This window comes from Geoglobus acetivorans, assembly GCF_000789255.1.
GTDB classification, from domain to species: domain Archaea; phylum Halobacteriota; class Archaeoglobi; order Archaeoglobales; family Archaeoglobaceae; genus Geoglobus; species Geoglobus acetivorans_B.
Genome location: NZ_CP009552.1, coordinates 1,415,055 through 1,439,127 on the forward strand (window position 1 = coordinate 1,415,055; position 24,073 = coordinate 1,439,127).

Sequence of the window (24,073 nt, forward strand, 5' to 3'; positions counted from 1 at the left end):
ATATCCCATGAGCCAGATAGAGCCGGAAATTCACCTGGACAGATACTCACAGAAAGGCTTTTCTATAGCTGACCAGATCCAGTACATGACCCTCAGAGACGCAGTATATTACACTGGAATCGCCATATCGGCAATATCCACGTTTCTCCTGTTCGTTTCATACATCATGCTGGTTTCAGGCAGCGCAATCGCCATCACCGGAATACTTCTCCTGGCATATTACATCCTTGCAGGCTCTGCAGGTAGTATTCTCACAGCACTCGGCCGAACCCCGGAAAATCCCACAAGATTTGCACCACCGGTTCTCGGGTTGATTCAAACAGTCATCGTGCTCTTCCTGATCATAAAGATAAACACATTCAGCATCGCAATTCTGCTGCTGTTCATCCCGCCACTTCTGCTGATGGGAAAGAGAGTGATTTTTCGCTGAACTGATACAGCCTTTCGGTCTCTTAAAGGTTTGATTTTAACGGAGATTTACAGCGTTGATGGAGTTCTGCAGGCTTCCTTTCAATCCCTTAAAGGTCTGATTTTAACGAAGAAGGCCATGAGTGGAATTGCTGAGACGAGAAGGACTTTCAATCCCTTAAAGGTCTGATTTTAACCCACTACAGAAGGCCGAACTCACAGAACATATATGAAACTTTCAATCCCTTAAAGGTCTGATTTTAACATATATGCTTGTTTTCGTGTCTGGCTTTATCCTTGCTCTTTCAATCCCTTAAAGGTCTGATTTTAACGAAACTGTCTGAAGTCCTTGAACCTGATTCCTCTGCTTTCTTTCAATCCCTTAAAGGTCTGATTTTAACCACCGAGCATGGCAACGAGATTAAGTCCGACTGCGAGAGTCTTTCAATCCCTTAAAGGTCTGATTTTAACCTTGTACTTCGTTACCTGTGTACATTCCTGCACCACACGCTTTCAATCCCTTAAAGGTCTGATTTTAACAACGAAAACGAGCATATAAGCCCAATTATAAAGATCCCCTTTCAATCCCTTAAAGGTCTGATTTTAACTAGAAACCCTTAAAAAGTTGAATTGCAGAAAAGTTAATCTTTCAATCCCTTAAAGGTCTGATTTTAACTCAATTATTTTTGGAGGTGTATATGTGTGGTGAGGGTCTTTCAATCCCTTAAAGGTCTGATTTTAACGGATTTCGAAAAAACGGCTTTGGTTGATTATGATTTCTTTCAATCCCTTAAAGGTCTGATTTTAACTGAGAGTATTGAGTGTATCACCACGCCAAGCACAAGTACTTTCAATCCCTTAAAGGTCTGATTTTAACCTCCGGTAATAATCTCTCAAATTCCTTTAAAAAGCTTTCTTCCCGCTTCTTTCATTTAAATACTGCAGCGAACCTCCGGTGATGCGTGTTGTTTATAACGTTGTGCGACTTTTATCCTGGGGTTTGTTTTTCGATTGTGGATTTTTTATGGGCTTTTTTCTGAATTTAATAAAATCTGTCAGGGATGAGTCAGATAATAAAAATAAACTGGCTCAATTTCAGGAAAGGAGGAAGCGAAAATTAAAAGTTTTTGCTATAAAAATCTAAGATAAAAAGATGTGCGACCCTGTTTGAGACATTGTTTGAAGAAAAGAAAGCAGAAAAAGTTCGAAAATTTGAAACATGCCTCAATCCTCTAAGATTGCGGATCAGACAATTATGTTGTACATATCCAGCCTGCTCTCAACCTCGTTCATCCTCTCCTGGAGCTCTTTAAGAAAGTTCTCCACCCTCTCGACAGCAAGCCTCTTGCATTTACCGCATAAAAGCCTGCCCTCCCTGCAGTCCCTTTCGATTTCCTCAAGCTCCCTATCGTCCAGCAGGTGTATGGTGTAGAGCTCGAAAATCACGCACTTCTCGGGCTGCCCGCCAAGCCTCCTCTGCTCCTCTGCAGTAGCTCTCCCTCCAGTAAGGGCTCTCATGACCTTTTTTCCAGCATCTTCGGGAGTGTCAAGCAGGGAGATAAAGCTCTCCGGTTTTGAAGAGCTCATCTTCCCGCCCTGAAGTCCGGTTATGAAGCGGTGGTATGTGGAGGATGGGGGAATGAACGCATATCCGCCAGCACTGACCTCCAGCTCCCTGATTCTCTCCTCAACTTCCTCAGGCTGAGCGAAAACATCAACATGCTCCTCGTAGAACTTCATCTCAAAGTCCAGATCTCTCAACCTCTCCAGATATTCACTTCCCTTCCTGCTTCTCACCCTCACACCATTTTCAATCCTCTCGAAAGCAAATATGGAGACTCTCGCAGCCAGATCTCTTGTCAGCCTTATGTGGGGGTCCTGATCAGCCCCGACGGGAACGACGGTGGGCTTGGGGCCGCCATAAAATGCAATCTGGGGCAGGAGAATGTCGCCTGCCTGGACAGATGTCACGAACATCTTTGCGAGAGTTGTTTCACCATCAAAACCGTATATCGCCTTCAGCTCGCTCCAGTTGACCTCCTCGGCAAGCTCGAAGGCAAGACTTTTCACCCTCTCGTTAGCGCTCTGGAAGTAAATGACTGAGTTTTCGCTGAGACCGAGGGCGATTATCGCCTTGATGTACTCCATACCTATTTCTCTTGTCCTCTCCCAGCTCAGTCGCCTTACAGCGTGGGCCTCCATGTCAGCAATGCCAACAAAGGCAATACCACCCATCCGGTTGTGCCAGACAATCTCGTCCATGGTCATCTTGTGGCCGAAATGCGGTAAGCCTGAGGGCATGAACCCAGACATCACCGCAAATTTTTCACCGCTTTTCATCGCCCTGACAATTCTGTAATAATCACGATGTCCGAAAATTATCCCCCTCTTCATCAGGTGCATGGGTTCATCAATCTGATCAAGGATCGGGCTGAATGGCTCGATACCGAATTCCTGAATCAGCCTGTCGTAGTCAACCTCACCGCTGACCTCCCAGGGAGTGATCATGGGCATAGCTCTTGATGAGTAAATAAAAACTCTTTGATTTGCCTGCAGAAAACTATTTATCTTTGACTGTATAAAATAAAAATCATGGCAAAAACATCTCTCGGTCTTGATGAAAACGTTGAGGCTGCTCTGAGCTACGTGCTGGGCTTTCTCACAGGAATTGTATTTTATCTGCTTGAAAAAGAGAGTAAATTCGTGAGGTTCCACGCAATGCAATCCATAGTTGTCTTTCTCTCAATCGCAGTCCTCCAGAAAGTTCTCATGTTCATACCGTTTTTCGGGTGGCTCGTCTCCTGGCTCCTCGGACTTCTCGGCTTTGCACTGTGGATCGTGCTGATAATCAAGGCATACCAGGGTGAGATGTTCAGGGTGCCGGTAGCCGGAGATTTCGCCGAGAAATACGTTTGAACCCACCGCACACCAAATTTTTTACGCCCGCAGTTTTACGGAAACTTTAAAATACGATAAGCAGTGGTGGATTCATGGGTTTCTTCGGCACAAGGGCTGGAACCTTCTCAGACGTGAGCCTCGTGCTTGAGTTCCTCGTCACATTCGCATTTCTGCTGGGATACTATTTCGCAAGGAAAAAGGACATAAGCTCGCACTACAGGACAATGGTATCCGCCTTCGCCCTGGATACGTCGTTCATGGTGAGCTACATGGTGAAGTCACTCGTCGAAGGGAGAACCGAGTTCGTGGGGCCAGCAGTCATCAAGACCTACATTTACCTGCCAACAGTCATTTTTCACTCGATAATCTCCATCGTCGTTCTGGTGATGGCCGGATACATGGTTTACCACGGTTTCAGGAACACGGAGAAGACCAACGGCAGAAGGATGCTGAGGGGCGTGCAGAAGCATCACAGGCTCGGAAGGCTAACCATAATAACCTGGCTGCTTTCGTTTGCGAGCGGGCTCGCGATATACTATCTGCTTTACGTTGCAGAGTTTTAAATCCCCATTTTTTGCGTGCGAAATTCTGAGTCAGCATTTTCATGCGCATAAAACCCAATATGGGACGCCCAAACCAGAACAAAACCCGTGTGAACCTGACAATAAACAGGGATAGATTGAAAGCTTCGAGGCAATACATACCCGATCTCTCCGATTTCGTGGAGAAGAAGCTCTTAGAATTCTTAGAATTCGTAAACCACCCAGTAGAAAAAAGTTTGATATGCGGCCGCCGGGATTCGAACCCGGGCAACGGGCTCGGGAGGCCCGTGTCCTACCGCTAGACTACGACCGCCTTCTCACAGACTTAAGTTGCTCGGGTAATATATCCCTTTCGCTGGGTTCTGGAACCTACCTTCAGAAAGATTTTTGGTAGCCAGCACAGAAAAGCCATGTGAGCATTCTGGATGAACTTGAGAGGATTGAGAAAAAGCTGAAAAGAGGGGAAGACGTCAGGAGAGAATTCTGGTTGCTCGCAGGCAGAATAAAGAGGTCAAACGTTCGGGATGACGACATCCTATCAAGAGTAGCAAGGATCAGAGACGAGATGTTCGACAGAAAAGTTCTCTTCGGATTCAGAGCAGGTTTTTCCGCATTCTCATTCCTGTTTATTCTATCCAACACCCTGCTTTACCTGATTGCCTTTAAACCCATGCCTGACAATCTTAAACTCGTCAGCATTGCCGCTGTGGAACTCGCAGCCCTGTACACCTCATTTCTTGTGGGCAGGTGTCTTTCGGCAACTCTGACGGGGATAGAGGTGGATGGCTTTTACAGATACACCCCTCTCGAGTTTGGAGTCAAGATCAACTACCTGAGCTACCTGAAAGCATCCCAGAGAGACAGAGTGCTGCTCTATTCAGGAGCGATCGTTCTTGAACACATCACAATGCTTGCCCACACGCTGTTTCTTCTCTCCATCAAATCGAGCTGCTGGATCATTCCGGCATTCTTTCTGATCGCAAATCTGCCATTCTCATACCTGATGCACAGAGCTATGAGAACGGGAGAGCTTCACAGACTGATCAGAGAGTACAGAATTTTAAGAGAGGTGAGAGCAAAAGCCAATAAATAATCATTTGGTTTTTACCGTTTTTGTCAAAACCACTCTCAGCTTAAATACATGTTCTGACAAAGTAGGTACTGAGGTGATGAAGGATGATCTCAATAAAGCTCCTCACGTCCCCAACCTGCCCGTACTGTCCGAGGGCGAGGGAAGTCGTAAAGAAACTGACTGAGGAAGACGGGAACGTTATCGCTCTGGAGCTGAGTGTTACCACGGACGAAGGTCTGAAAGAGGCTCTGAAATTCGGAATATCCGGTGTTCCCGCGATAATTATAAACGACGCTGACGTGATACTGGGTGTCCCTAAGCTCTCAGACCTGAAAAGGCTTGTTGAAAAATACAGGTACAATTGAGATGGAGGTGAAAAAAGAATGAAGGCACTCACAGAAAAGGATTTTGATGAGGAAATAAACAAAGATAAGCTCGTTGTAGTGGATTTCTGGGCAGAGTGGTGCATGCCGTGCAGAATGCTCACTCCGGTACTGGAAAAGCTGGAGAAGGAGTACGATGGAGTTGAGTTCGCGAAACTGAATACCGACGAATGCCCCAACGTCGCAATGAGATTTGGGATATTCAGCATCCCCACGGTGATGATGTTTTACAGAGGAGAAGTGGTAAACAGCTTTGTCGGAGCCATGCCAGAGAGCGTTGTCAGAAGAGAAGTGGAAAAGGCGCTTGAAAAGATACAGGCATGAGAGTCATAAATTACGGGGATTGCAGGGTCGATGTAGGCCTTTGCAATCTCCGGTGCCCCTACTGCGTTCATCTGGAACATGAGTTAAGAGACGTCAGCCCGGATGAGATAGCTTCATCGCTCAAAGGCTGTGAAAGTGTGTACATTGGCGGAGCAGAACCGACAGTCCATGCAGACCTTGCAAAACTGCTCGAAAAACTGAAAGAGAACGGTTCATACATTACACTGAAAACAAACGGATATCTGCCGTCAAAGATTGAAGAAGTCCTGCATTATGTTGACAGGTTCGTATTCGAGATAAAGGGAGATTTTAACGACATTGACACCGTGGCATTCATGTCTGGTTTGAGCAGAGAAAGAGCGAGAAAATACATCAGTAATCTGGAAAAGAGTCTGGAAATTGCAAGAAAGGGTGGAAAAACCATAAGACTCTGGTTCAGAATAATTCCCGGATATGTGGATGAAAAACGCTTCACCAGAATGCTTGAAAAAGTTGGCATCGTGGACGAAATCCTCCTCTACCAGTTCCTTTCGAGACCTGACTGGGATAAACCCGTAGAGGGTCTTGAAAAGCCCGATTACAAGTTTGTGAGAAAGCTGGGTGCAATCGCAAAACAGTATGCAGGCAGGGTCATAATCATCGGAGACAGGCGGGAATCGATATGAGAACCATAAAGGATTCAATTACAAGCTTGAACTGCGAAACAATTCTGGAGTGCTTTTACGGGATCAACGACAGTGATGCACAGATATACCGTCTGCTAATAAAAAGAAATCTCAAAATAGAAGAAATAAGCCAGATCCTCGGGAGAGGGGAAAATTCCGTCTACAAATCTCTGCAGAAACTTCTGATTGCCGGACTCGTTGTTAGAGAGAAAAAAGTGCTCCCGGGAGGGGGCTACTACTACACATACAGATCAGTATCTCCAGGCAAGTTAGCTGAAGAGATGCGCAGGATTATGAAAGAATGGTGCGAAAAAGTTGCATTTACGATAAATGAGTTTGAGGAAAAGTTCGGAGGTGATTGAATGCCACCTGCAGTTCTTGGATGTCAGGGTTGCGGAAGGTGTTCACAGGTGTGTCCAACGGACGCCCTGATAAGACAGGGCGGCAAGGTCGTGAGAATCGATGCGGACAGATGTATGGAGTGCTACAAGTGTGTTGAGGTATGTCCGTACGGTGCACTGATAAAGATGGACTGAATGACGAGACGGCACGGAAGGGTTTCACGCTTCTCGAAAAATATGCTGAAAGCGGAATCATACCTGAAAAAGAACTTGACCACGAACTGATTCTGTTCTTTTATTCCGAAAAACTTGCCTTTCCCGTTTCCGCTCGCAAAGACTCTCTGTCATGGGGTATGAGAGAAATATCTCTGCAGGACCTCGAAATCCCGTACATCATAAGAGAGCTTTTGAAAAACAACTGTGACTGGAAGAAGGCAGTGAGAGAATATTTCAGGAGGATCGGTGAAAGTCATCCTGAAGATTTTGTGGAGATTGTTGAAGAACTCATCAAAAGAAGGAGAAAGTTTTTGATTTCAGGGACAGAGATCGTGGATCTCTGCAAAAAATATAACAGAGATGGGGGAGTCGTGATAGCCGAACTAAAAGGCGCCGGTGTGATAAGCCCACATTCAGGCTGTGGCAGAGCAGTTTCCAGGCTGGAAAGGATCCATGGTTCTCCACTGTACGAAATAAACAGATTTCTGATAAAGCTCGTAGAAGGCTAAAGTATGTGCAGAGCCACCTTTCTTTTTCTCTTTCTGGTGTCAAAATTTATCAGGACTATCTGCTGCCAGGTTCCGAGCACGAGCCTCTCCTCACTGAAAGGAACAATCAGGCTCGTCCCGATTACGGCAGATTTCACGTGAGATGAACCATTGTCGTCGTTCCATGTTTCATGGTGTGCATAGTGTTCGCCATAGGGTGCAAGCCGGTCCATCATTCTCGGCAGGTCTTTTTTCAAACCCGGCTCATATTCAAGCGTTGTTACTGCACCTGTCGAACCAACGCTGAATACAAGAACTGCCCCCTCCTTTTTCCCGCTCTGCTTAACAAACTCCTGAACCTCAGGAGTTATATCCATAACCTGATCCCTGTCCATTTCAAACTCCAGAAACTTCATCTGAGTCCCTCCAGTGCAAGATTCACAGCTTCTTCAGGGCTTTCAGCAAGAACCAGCCCATCAAGCTTTACAGCAGGCCTGTAAGCCACCACTCTTTTTCCCTCCTTGAGGGCAATCGCCATCTCGGAGATTGTGCCATAACTGCCCCCAACGGCTATGAGAGCATCGCTCGAATGGACAATGACCATGTTCCTCGCATGACCCATATCGGTTGCAATGATGTAATCACAGTATCTGTTTGCAAGCTTTTTGTCTTTAAATGGGATTATGCCAATGACCGTGCCACCTCTGCTCTTTGCACCTCTGCTAACAGCCTCCATCACTCCCCCAAGACCGCCATTTATCACCACCGCACCGTTTTCGGCAAGAAGCTGTCCTATCCTGTAAGCAGTGTCACAGATATCCCCATAACACCTCCCGCTTCCTATTATTCCTATCTGCATGATACCACCTCTGAGAGAGGTTGAAAAACCCGGACAGATATTTAACGGCCCGAAACAATATAAAAATATGCTTGAAAGGGTCATCGATCCAGAGAAGATTAACGTTCAGGCCGATTGCATCGAGATGAGTGAACTGTACGCTGGAGAGAGAGTGAAGGAGGGCAGAATTGTAAAGGGATTTGAGCTTGTGGAGGTAGGCAGGGGTGACGGGATCGAGATCGTTGGAGATCGCAGAGACATAATGGGTATCCACGTTCTGGTTTCAGGTGTAACTGATGACTCTGCCCAGGCAATTGAGAGCATTTTTTCCGAAGTTATAAACAGGATGAGAGGGGTAGAATACAGATTCAGGAAGGAAAACGTCAGAATAATCGTATCTGAAGAAGTCGAAGAAAAATTTTCGGCTGAATGCGTTGGCAGAATCATATACGACGCAGTAAAATCGATTCCAGCCGTCAAATCGGTGAAAGTCAGAATGATATGCGATGAAAACGAGTTTATGAAAATCATTGAAAAAAGCCGGAGAGTCCATGAAAATCGAGAAAAGAAGTCAGAAAGTTTAAAGGACAGTGACGTGGGCAGGTTTTATGGCTGTGTGTCCTGTCAGGTTTACCTTCCCCATCACGTATGCACAATCACTCCTGACAGACCCTCGCCGTGCGGAACTATCTACAGCGAGGCAAAAGCAGCAGAGGAGCTCAAGCTCGTACACTACTATTTCCCGGTTGACAGAGGCAGAACCATCGACGAACACAAAGGAGAATACGAAGGTGTGAACAGAGCTGTTGAGGAAATGAGTGAGGGAGCAATAACAAAAGTAAAACTGCATTCAGCTCTCGATTCCCCTCCACCCACCGGAAATTATGCCGAAGCGATAGTATTTTACATTCCGGAGGAGGACGGTTTCGGAATTGTTGACAGAGGCTACCGAAAAAAGACACCCACAGGACTCACGTTCGACAGTATGGAAAAAATCATCGTCGGACAGCAGGTTGAGGGGTTCGTTGGAGTGAGCTTCGCATACATGCGATCCAGGAGCTTCCTCAAAGGCGATGGAGGGTGGAACAGGGTGAAATGGGTCTCGCCGAATGTCTATGACTTCATAATGGAGTTCCTGCCATACGAGCTGCTGAAAAGTATAAAAACCATGGGCTAAGCCCTGAAAACTCCAGTTCTTCTAACCATCTACGTATTCCGGGCAGGATGCAGAAAAACCCTCTTCTCCGGACTCGTTTACACAATGCAACATCTGACTCACATAAACCCAAGAATCCTCCCCAGGTAATAAACGTAAAATATCACAAGCATCCCGCCCTCCCACCTTGTCATCTGCCTGTCCTGCGTCATGAAAAAGTACAGCAGGGTCGCAACAACCATCAGGGGCAGTGCAAATGACCTTATAGTCTCAGGGAAGATTACTGTTCCGAACAGTGCTGAAATCCCGGTTACTCCGAAAGAGTTGAAAATATTGGAGCCGAGAATGTTACCTATTGCCATCTCGGATTTTCCTCTTCTCGCCGCCATCAGGCTAACTGATAGCTCTGGTAGAGACGTTCCGAGTGCAACGGCAGTTGCCGCTATTATTTCGGCACCCACACCAAGCTCGTGCGATATTTCAACAACCGACCTTACAGTGTATTCTGCACTCAGGTACAGGAGGATTGCACTTCCTGCAAGCACCACAGCATCTTTAATGCTGAATTGCTCTGATCTGCCCCCACCATCACCCGCAGTCGTAACCGCATATCCGAGATAGACTGCGAGCCCGGCAATCGAGATTACACCATCTGCAATGGAAAAGCTGCCATCGTAAGCAAGGATTGCCAGCATAAAAGCCGATGCAATGAGAAGTGGCAGATCAACCCTGAGCAAATCATACTGAATTGTGATCTTTTTTCCCACAATCCCGGAAAGACCTATGATGAGGAAAATGTTGGTTATGTTCGATCCCACCACGTTACCTGCCACAATCTCGGGAGACCCCATTGCCACTGCGGCAACAGATGAGGCAAGTTCTGGGAGAGAGGTGCCTATCGCAACAACTGTAACGCCAACTATAAAGTGAGGCAGGCCAAGACGGATGCCCAGTTTTTCCGCAGATCCCGTAAAGTAGTCTGAAGATTTTATCAGAGTGCCCAGACTCAAAATGAACACGGCTACCCAGAAAATCACGATGTTTCTGCTACAGCACTACTTTTTATAATTTTCCGAACAGAAGAGAATTCTAAAATACATTTTCCAGCATTGTGACCAAACGGGGGATGAAAGATGATCAGGATTGACGGAAGTTATGGTGAGGGAGGAGGGCAGATTTTAAGGAGCTCCATCGCTCTTTCCTGTATAACCGGTGAAGACGTTGAGATTTACAATATCAGAGCCAGCAGGCCAAAACCGGGGCTTGCGGCCCAGCACCTGAAAGGAATCGAAACGGCAAAGGTGCTGTGTAACGGAAGGGTTGAGGGTCTGAGGGTTGGGTCTACAAGAGTCATATTCAGGCCTGGAAGGATACGCGTAAGGGACCTGAAGGTAGATATAGGCACTGCTGGGAGCATAACTCTCCTTTTGCAGACACTCATGCCCCCACTGCTTCATGCTGGTAGAGAGTGCCGAATCGAAATAACAGGCGGAACGGACGTCAAGTGGAGTCCAAGTGTGGATTATTTCGCATTCGTGCTTGGAGATGTGCTGAAAGAAATGGGTGCAGAATTCGAAATCGAACTGATAAGAAGGGGGTATTACCCCAGAGGTGGGGGCAAAATTGTCGTAAAAATACTAAGCGGAGAACTGAAAGGAAAGAAATTCAAAAGAGTGGAATGCTGCACAGTCAGGGGAATAAGCCACTGCTCGAATCTTCCCGCACATGTTGCCGAAAGACAGGCAAAAAGTGCCGAAGAGGTTTTGAGAGAACATGGGTTACAAAGCGAAATAAGGACAGAGGTCAGGAGAGATGTGTCCACTGGCTCAGGTATTACGCTGTTCTGCAAGTACAAAGGCTCAATATCGTACGGAGAAAAAGGCAAGCCCGCAGAAAAGGTTGGTGGTGGGGCTGCACTCGAAATTATAGGAGAGATTGGCTCGCCCGGTACATTCGACAGACACCTTGCCGATCAGGTGATGATCCCAGGCGTTATCGCAAGAGGAGTTACGGTGTACAGCTCAACAGAGATCACACGGCACATACTCAGCAACGCCTATGTCATCAACAGCTTTATCGATGGTTCCGTAGAAATAAAAGACGACACAATCAGAATATCGGGGATCTGAACCTCATATACCCATACTGGGAGATCTGCTCTTTATGAATAAAAATTAACGGCGAAAACCTTAAATATGAGTTTATATTAATTAATCATGCGAAAAAAAGTAAATGATTAATAGTTATATTTGGAGGTGTCTCAATGCAACTGAGCAGGAGAGATTTTAGCAAAGCTCTTGCAACCCTGGGCGCAACCGGATTTCTGCTGAGATACAAAACAGAGATTGTAAATGCTTTTGAAACGGCAAAAAGCAATGGGGTGAATCTGTTCTGGTTGCAGGGTCAGAGTGATACTGCCTGTACGGTTTCACTTCTTCAGGCCTCCGATCCAGACCTTTACGACGCTGTTGAAGAACTGAAGGTTGGAATCAACTTCCACCCAACAATCATGCCATCATTTGGAGATGAGGCAATAAGTGTTCTGGAGAATACTGAACCAGATATACTCGTTCTCGAAGGTTCCATTCCCACAGGAGACATGGAATACGCATGCACCTTTGGAGAGAGAAACGGAAAGGAGGTAACTCTTGTCGAGTGGCTGGACGAGCTGATTCCAAGGACGAAAGTGGCGATAGTCGGTTTTGGAAGCTGTGCCACGTACGGAGGGATACCCTCTGGAAGGGATTTCGACGGAAAAAGCCCGACAAATGCTGTGGGGCTTTACCAGTTCCTGAAGGACAGGAAACCATCAGTGCCGGTGGTGCTGATACCCGGCTGTCCGGGACACCCAGACTGGCTGATGGTCACGCTCGCAAGTGTGCTGCTCGGGATTGTTCCCGAGCTTGACGACCACTGGAGGCCCAAAGCATTCTTCTCAAACCTGATACACGACAACTGCGCGAGGAGGGGATTCTACGACGAAGGGTGGTTTGCTGAGAGCTTCATGGAGAGCGACATGAGGTACAACAAGTGCCTGTTCAAGCTGGGGTGCAGGGGGCCGATGACGCTCTCCGCATGCAGCGAGACCAAGTGGAACGGAGGAATAAACGTCTGCATGAATGCCGGAGCGCCCTGCATAGGGTGCATGCACCCCGGATTTCCGGACGAGACTTCGCCGTTCTTCAAGGCCCAGAGCAGGCTGGAGATAGACCTGACGAAGACCGTATTCACGACACTGACCGGAGCGGTTCTGGTTGGTGCGGGAGCCTACATTGTAACCCATGCAGTAAGGGAGAGCAAGATTGAGAAGGAAAGGAGGAAAGAGAAATGAGGTACGTTCTGAGGTTTGATGTCCACCAGAGGCTCCAGCATCTGCTCCTTCTCACCAGCTTCATAATTCTCGCAGTCACAGGCCTTCCACTTCTCTACAGATATACGGACTGGGGCATGGGGCTGATCAATGCTATGGGAGGGGTTGAAAACGTACGAGGGTGGCACAGACTTGCCAGTTTCGTGATGATTTTCGCAGGAATTTACCACATCCTGTGGGCCCTGGCAAAAAGACCGACAACAATGATACCCAGGATGAAGGATGTCCGGGACTTCATAGCGGACGTGAAGTTCGCATTTGGCATGTCCAATGAGGTGCCGGAATACCACAAGTTCAGCTACGTGCAGAAGTTCGAGTACTGGGGTGCCTTCTGGGGAATGGTCATAATGATCTCAACCGGGCTCGTGCTGAGCTATCCGGATATTTTCTCTCCATCAGGAGAGTGGTTTGCCGCTTTCAGAGTTGCGCACTGGGAGGAGGCAATTCTGGCTGTTGTTTTCATAGCGAGCTGGCACATGTACTTCAGCCATCTCAGGAAGAAGTTCTTCCCCTTCAACAAGGTCATCTTCACCGGCAGGATGGAACTGGACAAGGCGGAGGATGAGCATCCCCTCTGGGTTGAGGAGGTGATTAAGCGTGGAAGTGGTAATTGATCCGGTTACGAGACTTGAGGGTCATCACGGAGTGAAGCTGAACGTGGAGGGTGGAGTGGTCAGGGAGGCGAAGGCTCTCGCAACGATGTTCAGGGGGTTTGAGAGAATCGTGGTTGGCAGGGATGTGAGGGACGCACCGATAATCCTGCAGAGGATATGCGGGGTCTGCCACAACGACCACAGACTTGCGAGTCTGTTTGCAATTGAAAACGCCGCAGGACTCGGAAACGAATGGGGTCACGGGCTACCCGAACCGGCGCTGCTGCTCAGAAACGTCATCGCAAGCCTTCAATACGTCTTCGACCACCCGGTATGGGCTTACGCTCTCACTGGCCCCGATTACTGCGACCAGATACACAAAACCGGACTTACAAGGTTCAACCCGCTTGTTGGCCAGGGCGTGAAGGAGGCCGTCTTCGCCCAGAGAAGACTTCACCAGGCCATGGCATATATCGGTGGAAAGGTGCCGCACATCATGACACCCATTCATGGCGGGGTAACCCTCGAAATAGACGAGAAGGTGATTAGCAGGCTGATCAGCATCGTTCTCGATGTCAAGAAGTGGGCAATAGGGGTTGGACTCGGAAAGACCACGCTCGAACACACGGCCGATGTGGCCGGATACATCATAGACGACGTCTCCAGAAAGATTCAGGACGGTAAGGAGATCACGCCGCCTTCAGATCCGGAGATCGGCAGGGGCCTCTACGACCTCGTGTCGCTCATCGTGGTGATGGCAAACATGGGCCTGGCTGAAATGGGAGATAGAACACCAGCGATGCTGGCATACGGATTTCTGACAGATGCTGAAGGAAAGCTGTTCTTTCCATCAGGCTTTTTCAACGGAAGCGAGCTTGAGAAGTTCGACTACAGAAAGATAAGTGAAGACGTGAAGCACTCATACTACAGCGACGATGCAGGTGGGGAGTACGTGGGTAATGAGGACACGAGAAAACTCGTTCCGAAATACGGAAAGAGCGGCGCATACACCTGGGCCAAGGCACCCAGATACGCTGGCAAGCCGGCAGAGGTGGGGCCTCTCGCAAGGATGGTGGCCAAGGGTTTCAGAGACGGGTGGGAATACGGAGACCCGCTTGACTTGAGAAAGAGCCTTGCAGGGGGAAGAACCGCAAGCAACGCTCTGGCGAGGAACATTGCGAGGATTCAGGAGGAACTCCTCATGATAGACTACCTCGAAAACCTGCTCCTCCAGCTGAAAGACCATGCAGGCAAGAAAACACACATCGAGTTTCCGGAAAACCTGACGGGAGAGGGTGTCGGACTGAGAGAGGCCCCGAGAGGGGCGCTGGGACACTGGATGAGGGCGAAGGACGGGAAGGTCGAGAACTATCAGGTCATAGCTCCAACGACCTGGAACGTCTCACCGAGAGATTCAGCCGGAAATCCCGGACCGCTTGAGGAAGCGCTTGTCGGAACTCCGATGGAGAATGAAGATCAGTGGGACGTCGTGAGAGTGATACACAGCTTCGACCTCTGTCTGGCATGCACGGTCCACGTTTTCACCAACGATGGCAGAAAGTGGAACTTCATTGTCTAATTTTTTTATCATGCCCTTCCCCTGTTTTCTCCATGGATTATGGCTGAAGCAATCATGTGTGCCATTCTCAAACACTCCGGAATGTTTCCCTTCAGGGATGCAAGCCTCAAGTACTCTCTCGCCTCTTCCAGCCCGCATCCTTTAAACTGGATAAATACCTCTCCTGCATCATAAACAGGTCCGGCTTTTTCAATCATGTTTTTTCTCGTTTCGAAGCCATCCACGTTTTTCAATGCGCTGTAAATGTCATCAAAATTGGGCCGCTTCCTCATCACAACGACAACAGGCATATTAAGCCGCTCATGTATGGCTTCAATATCTGCTATGTTGAACCCCCCGAATGTTATTCCACTCAGAAATATGCAGTGAACAAGTTCTCTGAATTTTGACCTTCCGAGCATGGAGATTATCCGGTCAGTAACGTCAAAACCATCAACAGCAATGCTGTCGACAAGAACCCCTTCGAGATACGAATTGCCCTCGGTTACTGCACCAACAATGCTGGCCCTATCGTTCCTGAAGCTGTCATCAAAACCAACAAATCGATATCTTTTCATCAGCAGTTATAATGGCTTTTCACGTATTTAACCCCATCCACCTTGCTCAATTCCTCTCCGCTATCTGCGTTCACGATGAAGTGATAATCATAAAAAGCCTCATAAACCTCAGGGAATATATCCCTGAGCTTTCTAAAAACCTCTTCTTTCCTCGCCAGGTCCACCCAGACCTCAAAATAGGGCATGCTAACCCCTCAGACCGGCAATATCATATACTCCAAAAACGATTATAAAAAATAAGATTATGCCGACTGCAACCCTGATTGTGCTGATTACCCACCAGTACTTGAGAATCCTCACGAGGTTTTCTTCGTCCATCAACCATCTGAAAATCCGCTCTGAAATCATGCCTCAGCCTGCTCTTTCTTCCCCTTGATCTTCTTCAGCCTGATGATATTCTCTCTGTCCATTTCTTCAAGCTTGAACGTGATATATCCTGCAGCTTCCTCCATCCTCGGGATGACATTGAACTCGAGAGCATTGACCCTCCTCTTGGTCCTCTCAATCTCGTCAATGAGCCTTTTCAGTGTGGTTTCAATCTCAGCAACCTCAAGAATCGCATCTACAAGCTCTTCGTATGCTTCGACAGCCTCATCAATTCTTGCAGTTGTACCAATTATACCGTAATTTCTCTCCCCAACACTCTTTCGGACTTTTTCCCTTTTTATAACCGGAACAACAACACCCATGATGTTCTTTCGCTTGAGGGTGAATGACGGGGGCTTGTCCACAGACAGTGCAATTGATTTCACGGCGATAACACCATCTGCCGCCATTGCAAGAGCGAGCTTCTCCTGAGCCTCCTGATAGCTCCGAACCATCTCGTCAATAACCTTCTTCGCATCTTCGAGTATCGTCCTGAATTCCATTATGAGGCCATCTCTTTTCATTTTCAGGAGCGAGTGCCCCTTCTTTGCCATTGTTATTCTCCTTCTGAGCTTGATGAGCTCCATTCTCGTTGGCTGGACGTCCATTGTCTACCACCTCAAAAAATTAAAAAGTTATTCAGCCGTTTTTTCCTTCTTCTTGTATGCAGGGTGATACTTCACTATGTACTTCCTCTCGATCTTTGTCAGCTCGCTTTCTGGAAGCATCGAGAGGAGGTCCCAGCCAATATCAAGGGTCGTCTCGATGTCTCTGTCCTCGTATCTTCCCTGCTGTACGAATCTCCTTTCAAACTCATCCGCAAATCTGAGGTATCTTCTATCTCTCTCCGAAAGCGCCTCCTCACCAACAATTGCAACGAGACCTCTGAGATCGACACCCTCAGCATAGGCTGCATACATCTGGTCGTTCCACTGCACATGATCATCTCTCGTCTTACCCTCGCCAATACCTTCTTTCATCAGCCTGCTGAGTGATGGCAGAACGTTGATGGGCGGGTAGATACCCTTGGCGTGCAGCTCTCTGCTGAGCACGATCTGTCCCTCTGTGATGTAGCCGGTGAGGTCCGGAATCGGGTGAGTGATGTCGTCTCCCGGCATCGTAAGGATGGGCATCTGGGTGATCGTACCCTTCCTTCCCCTGATTCTTCCTGCCCTCTCGTAAATCGTAGCAAGGTCGGTGTACATGTAACCCGGATAGCCTCTTCTTCCAGGCACTTCTTCTCTCGCAGCGGAGATCTCTCTCAGAGCCTCACAGTAGTTGGTCATGTCAGTGAGGATGACGAGGACATGCAAGTCATACTCGTAGGCGAGGAATTCAGCAGCGGTGAGAGCCATTCTCGGTGTAAGCAGTCTCTCAATGGCAGGATCGTTTGCCAGGTTCAGGAAGACCACTGCTCTTTCGAGTGCTCCGGTCCTCTCAAAATCCTTCATGAACTGGTGAGCCTCTTCGTAAGTGATACCCATGGCCGCAAAGACGACAGCGAACTCTTCTCCTTCCCCTCTAACCTTTGCCTGCCTTGCCACCTGCAGGGCTATATCGTTATGGGGAAGACCTGAACCGGAGAAAATGGGCAGCTTCTGTCCTCTGACAAGGGTGTTCATTCCGTCTATGGCCGATATACCGGTCTGTATGAATTCTCTTGGATACTCTCTTGCGTACGGATTAATAGCCGCACCAATAATCTCCCTTCTCTCCTCCGGAACGATCTTGGGCCCACCATCGATTGGATCTCCTGAACCACTCAGAATTCTCCCGAGCATGTCGTAACTGACGTTAAGCCTGATGATGTCTCCGGTAAACCTCACAGTTGATGAGGTGTCGATACCTCTCGTACCCTCGAAAACCTGAACGACAACGACATCCTTTGAGGTGTCAAGAACCTGTCCTCTCCTCGTTGACCCGTCGGGCAGTGTTATCGTAACCAGCTCACCGTAACCAACCGGCTCTGTCTTCTCAACAAAGACAAGAGGTCCGGAAACCTGAGTGATTGTTTTGTATTCTTTCATTTATTCCACCCCCAGATTTGCCTTAATCTTCTTCAGTGCGTTATCAAGTGCCCCCTGGTAATCTTCCTCAAACTTGGCTCTCGCAAGCTCGTCAATACCCTCGACGCCAATTATTTCATCAACGAGCTTTCCGGATTCAAGTGCCTTGTAGAACAGGTCATTGACGTCCTTTATCGCTTTGAGCAGGTCATACTGTTTCTTGAGGTCACAGTATGTATCAACCGGATGATAGGCATACTGCTGGAGATACACTTCTCTTATCAGCCTCGCAACCTCAAGCAGAAGTCTCTGGGATTCCGGCAGAGCATCGCTACCGACAAGCTGCACAATCTCCTGAAGGTTTGCCTCCTCCTGCAGCACAGTCATTGCCCACTTTCTCAGCTCGCTCCAGTCTGAGGCAATATTCTGATTGAACCAGTCAGCAAGGATGTCGGCATAAAGGCTGTAGCTCTGGAGCCAGTTTATAGCCGGGAAGTGTCTTCTTGCTGCAAGCTTCGCATCAAGAGCCCAGAAAACCTTAACAATTCTCAGAGTGTTCTGAGTCACAGGCTCTGAGAAGTCACCACCGGGTGGTGAGACCGCACCAACAACCGTGACACTTCCAATGTTACCGTTCAGCGTCCTGACTCTTCCAGCCCTCTCGTAGAACTCTGCAAGTCTTGAAGCGAGATAGGCAGGATATCCTTCCTCACCGGGCATTTCCTCAAGTCTTCCAGAGATTTCTCTCATTGCTTCCGCCCATCTGCTCGTTGAATCTGCCATGATACTGACATCATATCCCATATCTCTGAAGTACTCGGCAATCGTGATTCCGGTATAAACACTTGCTTCTCTTGCGGCAACAGGCATGTTTGATGTGTTTGCGATAAGCACCGTTCTCTCCATGAGTGGTTTACCTGTCCTCGGATCCTCGAGCTCCGGGAACTCCTCCAGAACCTCGGTCATCTCGTTGCCCCTCTCACCGCAACCAATGTAAACGACGATGTGCGTGTCACTCCACTTGGCAAGCTGGTGCTGTGTGACTGTCTTACCACTTCCGAAGGGTCCCGGAATTGCCGCCGTACCACCCTTGGCCACAGGGAACATGGTGTCAAGAATCCTCTGACCGGTTATCAGAGGGATCTCAGGTGGAAGCTTTTCCTTGTAAGGCCTTGGAACTCTAACGGGCCACTTGTGAGCCATTTTAAGCTCAGTCCCGTCATCGAGAACGGCAACAGTATCATCAACCGTAAAGCTGCCTTCATATATCTCAGATATCGTTCCCGAAACGTTTGGTGGCACAAGCACCTTATGCTCAAACATCTCTGTTTCCTGCACTGTTCCAAGAATGTCTCCTCCACTAACCTTATCACCCTTCTTGACGACCGGTTTGAACTCCCATTTCTTTGATTTGTCAAGTGCCGGAGCATCGATACCCCTTCCAATGAAGTCACCACTTGCATCTTTCAGTGCTGGCAGAGGTCTCTGAACACCATCGTAGATTGACTTCAGCAGCCCTGGACCGAGCTCAACGCTAAGTGGCATTCCCGTGTTCTCAATTTTGTCCCCCGGCTTTATTCCGGACGTGTCCTCGTAAACCTGAATCAGTGCCTTCTCTCCTACGAGACCTACAACCTCTCCCATCAGTCCCTCTTCTCCGACCCTGCAAACGTCATACATTCTTGCCTTCAGCCCTTCCGCAACCACTAAGGGCCCTGATACACGATAAACCTTTCCAATTAATTCCTTCACTTCCATAAGTCAACACCTATAGCCCTTCTTATCTTTTCTCTAATTTCCTCAACTCCTCCCTCCTCGCCGAGGGCAACAAACGTTGGCTCAACACTTTCATCGACCGCCCTTCTCAGAGCGAGAGGGAGCTTTTTCAGGAGATCATACTTTATGACCGCAACACCAATTTCCTCGCTCCCGAGTACCTTTTCAACAGTTTCAACAAGCTCCTCATCAGTCCTAACATCAAAAATATCCCTGATGCCTACGAGTCTGAATCCCAGGTTGAACTCCGGATCGCCAATAACTGCCAGCCTCTTCATACCATCACCAGCTGCTCCTTAATCTCATCCACACTCATACTGCTCTCCTTGCCCCTCGCTATGATTCTGAGGTTGTCCACTTCAACCTTCTTGAGAATCATATACGCAAGAACGGGGAGTATCGACAGCGGATAGTTATGGGACTTTCTGAGCATCTTTTCAGCCCAGTTTTTCGTGAGCATGTTTTCGATCTTGGACACCGGCTGTGTTCCGATCATCTCCTTCACGCCATCAACGAACCAGTACCCCTCCAGAGACTTAACAAGCTCATCAATGTCCATTGCCGCGAGTCTTCTTGCCTCATCCTCGGATAGCTGATATCCATGGGGAATGATTCGTCCTGCAATCTCTTCGACAGTTGCTCCTTCCTTTTTCAGCCGGAGAATCGTCTTGACGTTGGTGATATCGATCTCCATCCTTATGGAGTCTATGAAATATTTCATATCTATGCTCTCTGCACTGAGCCTTGCAAGAGACGTGTAGTAGAACTTGTCGAGTTCATCCTCAACAACGGACAGCTTCTCTCCGTGCAGAAGCTTCTCGAGAATCGGGTAGAACGGCTTCCCCCTGAACACCTCCACAATCTCCTCGACGCTTTCTCTGGCAATGAGGGACTTAAAGAACTCTTCGTCGAATTCTCCCGCTGGTATAAGTGTCCCTTCAATTTCTTCGTCAGAAAAACCAAACATCTTGCCCCTTATAACGTTCTTTATGTTCCAGTAGTCCATTTTCCTGAGATAGAGGACAATCAGGTCCCTTGGCAGACCCTTTGAGATCCTGATTAACTTCCTGTAAGTTCTGGCAAGATTGAGGGAAAGAGCCTGGTCAATAAGGTCAACGCCAGAATAGCGATATGCCAGCTCATCTATTTCCTTTTTGTATTCAGTCTCTTCGAGATACCTCGCAATTTCGTTGAGATCCATATTGAGAAGCTTCGGGTATTCTTCCTCAGGTATGAGCTTCCTTTTCATCACTCGAACTCTGGCAACAATATATGCCCACTCAGAAATCTTTGTTCTCCTTATTATCTTTGAAATCATTTTCATCACCCGAAGAGCTTCTCGTATATATCCTTCATCTTAGACTCGTAAAGCTCCTGAAGGAGGTTATCAAACGTCAGATTTATTCTGTACTCACCATCCTTCGTTTCAAGCACAACTCCGCCAAGGCACTCAATATTTCCCGCATATTCCAGATTCGTGAGTTTCTTTACAATTGCTTCGTCCCTCTCGTTCGAATAAACAACATACTCTCCATCGCCATACTTCTCCAGCAGAGCCTTAAGCAGCGCTTCCCGGTCACCATCGTCCAGGTTCCTGACCCTGTCAACGAGCGTCTGATAAACCTTCTCAACCACTTCTCTTTTCCTCGCAAGCTCTTCCTTCTTCATTTCGAGATTTATTCCTGAAATCTCCTGCCTCCTGAGCCTCTCAACTTCCTTCTCTGCTTCTTCTCTCGCCTTCTTCAGAATTTCATTGGCCTCCTCTCTTGCATCCTGAATTATTTTCTCCGCTTCCTCTTCTCCAGACCTCTTAATCTCCGCAATCTGCTGCTGCCCCTTCCTGACTATCTCCTCAATTATTGGTTCCAGTGGCATTGTCTGCACCTCTAAAAAAAATGGGTTTGCTGAAGTTACATGAACATCAGCAGGAACGCAACGACAAGGCCGAAGATGACAATTGTTTCTGGGATAACGGTCATCAGCAGACCTCTACCGAAGAACCCAGGATCTTCGGCCATTGCACCTACAGCAGCAGCACCAATTCCCTGCTCACCAAGACCAGCACCAATTCCAGCCAGACCAACAGCCAGACCAGCTCCAACAGCCACCATACCTTCAACCGCCATTTACAACACCTCCATTTTTAATCCTCTTTTGTATATTTTCTCCTCCTACCAAAGGGGCTGTAAAGTTTGCCCCCACCTTCAAAGAACTTAACAAAAAACTCTACATAGTGCAATCGAAGGCTCTGCAACCCCGGATCGAGGATACCGAGGAGAATGTTTATGACATGCCCTATAAGGAACACAACGATTGCCACAACAATTCCTACGGGCCCCGAAGGCCAGAGCATTTCAAAAGCCATGTAGTTGAACGCTATTGCAAAGCCAACACTGGCAAGACCAACAGCCAGCAATCGAGCGTAGCTGATTGTGTTGCTGAGAAGCGTGAGATACTCGATCAGAAACATCGGACCCTCGCCAATGATCGTGAGAATCGCCCAGCCTGCAATGAATGGCATTGCAAGCAGATATGCTGCGTTCATCTGGAACACAGGTACTCCAGCGATATTATTGACTATGAAACCCGTGATAATCAGAGCTATGCTGATCAGAGCCATCAACCAGTTGAACTTCTCTTCAACTGCATGCTTCCATCCGTGTTCCTTAGCAACATTTCTGATACCAATCACGTACGCCAGAGCCATGTGAAGAACACCTATTGCTATGGTGAGGACCAGCAGCTTTGGCGCATCATGAAGTCTGTTTGCAACTGGATGCATCTCTGCAAAATAGCGTGCAATTTCACTTTCATGGCCCAGGAGCTTGGCGAAAAGCGATTCCTCTCCGAACAGCTCAAATCCAAAGAATTCGCCGTATACAAACCCGAACACAATCGTGGAGATTGCAGAATAGTTGAGAACCTTGAGCAATGCCTGCCAGCCCTCTGTTTTGAACTTCGTTGAAAGCCAGAGACCAAGCCCCAGAATGACGAGACCGTAACCGATATCTCCGAGCATAAAGCCAAAGAATATCGGGAACAGCACTGCCATTATCAGTGTTGGATCAACTTCACCATATTTTGGAACAGCATACGAGGTCGTGAGAAGTTCAAAGGGCTTCGCAAATCCCGGATTTTTCATTGCTGTTGGTGGGTCCCACCTTGAATCACTTATCTTAAGGGCAACCACTTTGCCAGCGCTTACCTCCTTAAGATGCTTCTCAAATTCGTCAAACCTCTCCTCAGGCACATAACCTACCAGTACAAAAGCATACTTGGATGTTGCGGCCTTCAGCGGAAGTTCACTCTTCTCAAGCTCTATGCTCAGATACTCCTCAAGAGCAAGGAGCAGATCAAGATTCTCCCCCTCATACCTCTTAAGCTCATCATTCAGCTTCTCAAGCTCGTTTCTCAGAGACCTCTCTTCCTCCTCAAGCTGTTTCAGCCGTTCATCATAACTCACAGAGATCTCGGGAACCTGAATTTCTCTAAAGGCGAATTCCTGAAGTACTTTGAGAACGTCATCAGCATGGTCATTTCTGACGAAGACGGCAACAACCGTCTCACCATCGTACTCTGCCGTGAAAACCTCCAGCTCTTTTGTTACCCCAATCAGCTTTTCAAATGGGTTTGCTTTTACGAAACCCACAAAGACAGAAAGGTTTCTGTATCCGGTCAGCAACTCAGATGGGACTCCAAGAGCCTTCAAAGGATAAATAACTCTTCTCTCGTCGGCAATCCTCCTTAGTCCCTCCTCTATCGCCCTTATCCTGTTAATCCTCGAAGTTATCAGTTCCTCAAGCTCGCCAACTTTTTTGTCGAGTTCTCTATCCAGTTCGCTTACACTGAAGGTCCTTTCCGGCTCGTAACCATCCTTAATTCCGGCATGAGACAGGAGGGACCTCACAGTCACAAGGAACTTTGAAAGCCGGGAGGCTTTTTCAAGTGGCTCACCAATCCTGAAGTACTCGTCCTCTTCACTGTAATCCTCGATATGCAGACTGCTGAGCCTGTAAAGAGCATTTGAGGTTACCTCAAGATATTCCTTCGGTCCCACTACCGAAACTTTAACCATCCTCACAGGCTCAAGCATTTTGGATCATCCTCTTGAATTCATCATAGAGGAAGTTAACAACATCATCAACCCGCGATTCACCCCTCTTCACGATTTCATTTATCTCTGCCATTCTCTTTTCCCTGATTTTCTCCTTTTCCGCCTCTATCTCTGCTCTCGCTTTCTCGATGACATCCGCCTTTATCTTTGCCGCCTCCTTATTAGCATCCTCGATAATCTTCCTCGCTTCATCCTTAGCAGAAAGAATTTTCTTCTTCCTTTCCTCTTCGGCCTGCCTGATCTCTTCTTCAATTTTCTGCTCGGTCTCTTTTATTTTTTTAAGGATCTCTGTTTTTTCCATGACATTTCACCCCATAAAAGTAAGTCTATGCTACAGCGTTCCTTGCAACAACGGTGTGATATTTAAGGATTTTCTTTTTT

General features: G+C 47.8%; 31 protein-coding genes, 1 tRNA gene and 1 CRISPR repeat array. Of the genes, 15 read left to right on the top strand and 17 right to left on the bottom strand.

Going from position 1 to position 24,073, the window contains the following annotated elements; genetic code table 11:
• The first annotated feature begins 7 nt into the window (after positions 1 to 7).
• Positions 8 to 430, top strand: a complete 423-nt coding sequence (locus GACE_RS08385; protein ID WP_048092668.1) for a hypothetical protein — start codon at positions 8 to 10, stop codon at positions 428 to 430.
• Between the two features lie 11 nt (positions 431 to 441).
• Positions 442 to 1,285: direct repeats of the CRISPR family, unit length 30 nt; unit sequence CTTTCAATCCCTTAAAGGTCTGATTTTAAC.
• Between the two features lie 368 nt (positions 1,286 to 1,653).
• Here the strand turns inward: GACE_RS08385 and GACE_RS08395 are convergent.
• Positions 1,654 to 2,916, bottom strand: coding sequence for a tryptophan--tRNA ligase (locus tag GACE_RS08395; RefSeq protein WP_048092672.1), 1,263 nt, complete (start codon positions 2,914 to 2,916; stop codon positions 1,654 to 1,656).
• Positions 2,917 to 3,000: 84 nt separating this feature from the next.
• On the opposite strand from GACE_RS08395, the gene GACE_RS08400 reads away from it, so the two are divergent.
• Entirely contained in the window at positions 3,001 to 3,324 is a 324-nt protein-coding gene (locus GACE_RS08400) for a DUF4870 domain-containing protein (RefSeq protein ID WP_048092674.1), read from the top strand.
• Between the two features lie 74 nt (positions 3,325 to 3,398).
• Entirely contained in the window at positions 3,399 to 3,869 is a 471-nt protein-coding gene (locus GACE_RS08405; RefSeq protein WP_048092675.1) for a DUF420 domain-containing protein, read from the top strand.
• A 221-nt stretch (positions 3,870 to 4,090) separates the two neighbouring features.
• Here GACE_RS08405 and GACE_RS08410 read toward each other — a convergent pair.
• A tRNA-Gly gene (locus tag GACE_RS08410) sits at positions 4,091 to 4,161 on the bottom strand.
• A gap of 99 nt (positions 4,162 to 4,260) precedes the next feature.
• On the opposite strand from GACE_RS08410, the gene GACE_RS08415 reads away from it, so the two are divergent.
• The 7 genes from GACE_RS08415 to GACE_RS08440 all read left to right on the top strand — a co-directional run bounded on the left by GACE_RS08415 (position 4,261) and on the right by GACE_RS08440 (position 7,358).
• On the top strand, positions 4,261 to 4,941 hold the full coding sequence (locus GACE_RS08415; protein WP_048092677.1) for a hypothetical protein: 681 nt from the start codon (positions 4,261 to 4,263) through the stop codon (positions 4,939 to 4,941).
• An 83-nt stretch (positions 4,942 to 5,024) separates the two neighbouring features.
• Positions 5,025 to 5,285 (top strand): MJ0307 family thioredoxin, encoded by a 261-nt coding sequence (locus GACE_RS08420; protein WP_048092679.1) that lies wholly within the window; start codon positions 5,025 to 5,027, stop codon positions 5,283 to 5,285.
• Positions 5,286 to 5,303: 18 nt separating this feature from the next.
• Complete coding sequence (gene trxA / locus GACE_RS08425; RefSeq protein ID WP_048092681.1) at positions 5,304 to 5,627, top strand: thioredoxin; 324 nt, start codon at positions 5,304 to 5,306, stop codon at positions 5,625 to 5,627.
• The gene (locus GACE_RS08430; protein ID WP_048092682.1) at positions 5,624 to 6,292 is read left to right on the top strand and encodes a radical SAM protein; all 669 of its coding nucleotides are present in this window, start codon (positions 5,624 to 5,626) and stop codon (positions 6,290 to 6,292) included. Before trxA ends, GACE_RS08430 begins: the two co-directional genes overlap by 4 nt.
• Positions 6,289 to 6,654, top strand: coding sequence for a helix-turn-helix domain-containing protein (locus tag GACE_RS08435; RefSeq protein ID WP_048092684.1), 366 nt, complete (start codon positions 6,289 to 6,291; stop codon positions 6,652 to 6,654). Before GACE_RS08430 ends, GACE_RS08435 begins: the two co-directional genes overlap by 4 nt.
• The gene (locus GACE_RS11440; protein WP_084063707.1) at positions 6,655 to 6,828 is read left to right on the top strand and encodes a 4Fe-4S binding protein; all 174 of its coding nucleotides are present in this window, start codon (positions 6,655 to 6,657) and stop codon (positions 6,826 to 6,828) included.
• Positions 6,795 to 7,358 carry a hypothetical protein gene (locus GACE_RS08440; RefSeq protein WP_048092686.1) on the top strand — a complete coding sequence of 188 codons (564 nt, stop codon included), beginning with the start codon at positions 6,795 to 6,797 and terminating at the stop codon, positions 7,356 to 7,358. Before GACE_RS11440 ends, GACE_RS08440 begins: the two co-directional genes overlap by 34 nt.
• On the opposite strand, the gene GACE_RS08445 is transcribed toward GACE_RS08440, so the two are convergent.
• Together GACE_RS08445 and GACE_RS08450 are read right to left on the bottom strand one after the other, a co-directional pair.
• A complete protein-coding gene (locus tag GACE_RS08445; protein ID WP_048092688.1) occupies positions 7,355 to 7,753 on the bottom strand; it encodes a secondary thiamine-phosphate synthase enzyme YjbQ in 399 nt (132 codons plus the stop codon). The genes GACE_RS08440 and GACE_RS08445 overlap by 4 nt on opposite strands.
• The gene (locus tag GACE_RS08450; protein ID WP_048092690.1) at positions 7,750 to 8,196 is read right to left on the bottom strand and encodes a TIGR00725 family protein; all 447 of its coding nucleotides are present in this window, start codon (positions 8,194 to 8,196) and stop codon (positions 7,750 to 7,752) included. The genes GACE_RS08445 and GACE_RS08450 overlap by 4 nt, the downstream gene beginning before the upstream one ends.
• Positions 8,197 to 8,263: 67 nt before the next feature.
• Between GACE_RS08450 and GACE_RS08455 the strand changes: the two genes are divergently transcribed.
• Positions 8,264 to 9,352, top strand: coding sequence for a hypothetical protein (locus GACE_RS08455; RefSeq protein WP_148305952.1), 1,089 nt, complete (start codon positions 8,264 to 8,266; stop codon positions 9,350 to 9,352).
• A gap of 98 nt (positions 9,353 to 9,450) precedes the next feature.
• Here the strand turns inward: GACE_RS08455 and GACE_RS08460 are convergent, their stop codons facing one another.
• Positions 9,451 to 10,368 carry a calcium/sodium antiporter gene (locus GACE_RS08460; RefSeq protein WP_202962734.1) on the bottom strand — a complete coding sequence of 306 codons (918 nt, stop codon included), beginning with the start codon at positions 10,366 to 10,368 and terminating at the stop codon, positions 9,451 to 9,453.
• 96 nt (positions 10,369 to 10,464) lie between these two features.
• On the opposite strand from GACE_RS08460, the gene rtcA reads away from it, so the two are divergent.
• From rtcA to GACE_RS08480, 4 genes are all read left to right on the top strand, one after another.
• A complete protein-coding gene (gene rtcA, locus GACE_RS08465; RefSeq protein ID WP_048092693.1) occupies positions 10,465 to 11,460 on the top strand; it encodes an RNA 3'-terminal phosphate cyclase in 996 nt (331 codons plus the stop codon).
• Positions 11,461 to 11,594: 134 nt separating this feature from the next.
• Complete coding sequence (locus GACE_RS08470) at positions 11,595 to 12,662, top strand: hydrogenase small subunit (RefSeq protein ID WP_048092695.1); 1,068 nt, start codon at positions 11,595 to 11,597, stop codon at positions 12,660 to 12,662.
• Positions 12,659 to 13,315 (top strand): formate dehydrogenase subunit gamma, encoded by a 657-nt coding sequence (locus GACE_RS08475; RefSeq protein WP_048092697.1) that lies wholly within the window; start codon positions 12,659 to 12,661, stop codon positions 13,313 to 13,315. Before GACE_RS08470 ends, GACE_RS08475 begins: the two co-directional genes overlap by 4 nt.
• Positions 13,299 to 14,873 carry a nickel-dependent hydrogenase large subunit gene (locus tag GACE_RS08480; protein WP_048092699.1) on the top strand — a complete coding sequence of 525 codons (1,575 nt, stop codon included), beginning with the start codon at positions 13,299 to 13,301 and terminating at the stop codon, positions 14,871 to 14,873. The genes GACE_RS08475 and GACE_RS08480 overlap by 17 nt, the downstream gene beginning before the upstream one ends.
• An 8-nt stretch (positions 14,874 to 14,881) precedes the next feature.
• Here GACE_RS08480 and GACE_RS08485 read toward each other — a convergent pair whose 3' ends face one another.
• Genes GACE_RS08485 through ahaH form a run of 12 tightly spaced genes read right to left on the bottom strand, consistent with a single transcriptional unit; the run spans position 14,882 to position 23,993 of the window.
• Positions 14,882 to 15,430, bottom strand: a complete 549-nt coding sequence (locus GACE_RS08485; protein WP_048092701.1) for an endonuclease dU — start codon at positions 15,428 to 15,430, stop codon at positions 14,882 to 14,884.
• Entirely contained in the window at positions 15,430 to 15,615 is a 186-nt protein-coding gene (locus GACE_RS08490; protein ID WP_048092702.1) for a hypothetical protein, read from the bottom strand. The genes GACE_RS08485 and GACE_RS08490 overlap by 1 nt, the downstream gene beginning before the upstream one ends.
• Position 15,616: 1 nt before the next feature.
• The gene (locus tag GACE_RS11780; protein ID WP_193363915.1) at positions 15,617 to 15,778 is read right to left on the bottom strand and encodes a hypothetical protein; all 162 of its coding nucleotides are present in this window, start codon (positions 15,776 to 15,778) and stop codon (positions 15,617 to 15,619) included.
• Positions 15,775 to 16,404 carry a V-type ATP synthase subunit D gene (locus GACE_RS08495; protein ID WP_048092704.1) on the bottom strand — a complete coding sequence of 210 codons (630 nt, stop codon included), beginning with the start codon at positions 16,402 to 16,404 and terminating at the stop codon, positions 15,775 to 15,777. The genes GACE_RS11780 and GACE_RS08495 overlap by 4 nt, the downstream gene beginning before the upstream one ends.
• A 27-nt stretch (positions 16,405 to 16,431) precedes the next feature.
• A complete protein-coding gene (locus GACE_RS08500; protein WP_048092706.1) occupies positions 16,432 to 17,823 on the bottom strand; it encodes an ATP synthase subunit B in 1,392 nt (463 codons plus the stop codon).
• The gene (locus GACE_RS08505) at positions 17,824 to 19,560 is read right to left on the bottom strand and encodes an ATP synthase subunit A (protein WP_048092708.1); all 1,737 of its coding nucleotides are present in this window, start codon (positions 19,558 to 19,560) and stop codon (positions 17,824 to 17,826) included.
• The gene (locus GACE_RS08510; RefSeq protein WP_048092710.1) at positions 19,551 to 19,856 is read right to left on the bottom strand and encodes a V-type ATP synthase subunit F; all 306 of its coding nucleotides are present in this window, start codon (positions 19,854 to 19,856) and stop codon (positions 19,551 to 19,553) included. Before GACE_RS08510 ends, GACE_RS08505 begins: the two co-directional genes overlap by 10 nt.
• Positions 19,853 to 20,896, bottom strand: a complete 1,044-nt coding sequence (locus GACE_RS08515) for a V-type ATP synthase subunit C (RefSeq protein ID WP_052400328.1) — start codon at positions 20,894 to 20,896, stop codon at positions 19,853 to 19,855. The genes GACE_RS08510 and GACE_RS08515 overlap by 4 nt, the downstream gene beginning before the upstream one ends.
• Positions 20,897 to 20,901: 5 nt before the next feature.
• The gene (locus tag GACE_RS08520; protein ID WP_048092712.1) at positions 20,902 to 21,453 is read right to left on the bottom strand and encodes a V-type ATP synthase subunit E; all 552 of its coding nucleotides are present in this window, start codon (positions 21,451 to 21,453) and stop codon (positions 20,902 to 20,904) included.
• Between the two features lie 35 nt (positions 21,454 to 21,488).
• Complete coding sequence (locus GACE_RS08525; protein ID WP_048092713.1) at positions 21,489 to 21,704, bottom strand: ATPase; 216 nt, start codon at positions 21,702 to 21,704, stop codon at positions 21,489 to 21,491.
• Positions 21,705 to 21,721: 17 nt separating this feature from the next.
• A complete protein-coding gene (locus tag GACE_RS08530) occupies positions 21,722 to 23,671 on the bottom strand; it encodes a V-type ATP synthase subunit I (RefSeq protein WP_048092714.1) in 1,950 nt (649 codons plus the stop codon).
• Positions 23,664 to 23,993 carry an ATP synthase archaeal subunit H gene (gene ahaH / locus GACE_RS08535; protein ID WP_048092716.1) on the bottom strand — a complete coding sequence of 110 codons (330 nt, stop codon included), beginning with the start codon at positions 23,991 to 23,993 and terminating at the stop codon, positions 23,664 to 23,666. The genes GACE_RS08530 and ahaH overlap by 8 nt, the downstream gene beginning before the upstream one ends.
• Positions 23,994 to 24,073: the final 80 nt, after the last annotated feature.